A 619-nucleotide genomic window follows, 5' to 3' on the forward strand; every position below is an offset into this window, starting at 1 on the left:
CGGATGTATCGCAACCGAGCGCAAGCAGAGTTATGTCGTCAAAATCAGATGACCTTAGAGATGGCGAGTGCGTTGGCAGCGTTAGAAGAGTTTCAGCCCATGAGTCAACAAGCGTTAGCCGATGCCGTTCTGACCGAAAGAAGCGTTGCAAAGCGCATGGTCGATAACTTGGAAAAACGTGGTTTTGTGTGCGTTTCGAAGAGTGAGGCGAACCAACGACTGAAAATGCTCAGTTTGACGAAAGAAGGTGAAGCAACGATTAAGAAAGTTCATCAAATAATGAGGAACTTACAGCGCGAGTTCTTCTCTTGTTTATCAGAAGATGAGTCGGCAGAGTTTTTTCGTTTGGTAAGGAAAATGACATTAGCCAATCATTCGTAAGCGTTTTCTCTGCGTTAAATCTAAGCCTTTTTGTAAAACCTCAGCTATGTTCTGAGGCTTTTTTATTTCATTTTTCAGATTAAACCGTACGATTTTAGAACCACAATACCGAACGTGCAGGTGACGGTTGAAAGCACGGTTGTCAAAGCAATAATGTTGGCTGCCAGTACCGCGTTTCCTCCCATTGAGCGGGCCATGACGTAACTCGCTGCCGCAACGGGTGAGGCGTTCATGAAGA

The 619-nt window shown here is 45.2% G+C and carries 1 protein-coding gene and 1 pseudogene; one reads left to right on the plus strand and one right to left on the minus strand.

Annotated elements, in window-relative coordinates:
* The coding region (locus R7R24_RS28185; RefSeq protein WP_318120375.1) for a MarR family winged helix-turn-helix transcriptional regulator at window positions 1–381 on the plus strand (381 nt) is incomplete at its 5' end.
* Between the two features lie 74 nt (window positions 382–455).
* On the opposite strand, the pseudogene R7R24_RS28190 reads toward R7R24_RS28185, so the two are convergent.
* Window positions 456–619: pseudogene (locus R7R24_RS28190) on the minus strand (AEC family transporter); the annotation flags it as partial.

It is taken from the genome of Vibrio sp. 704 (assembly GCF_033339295.1).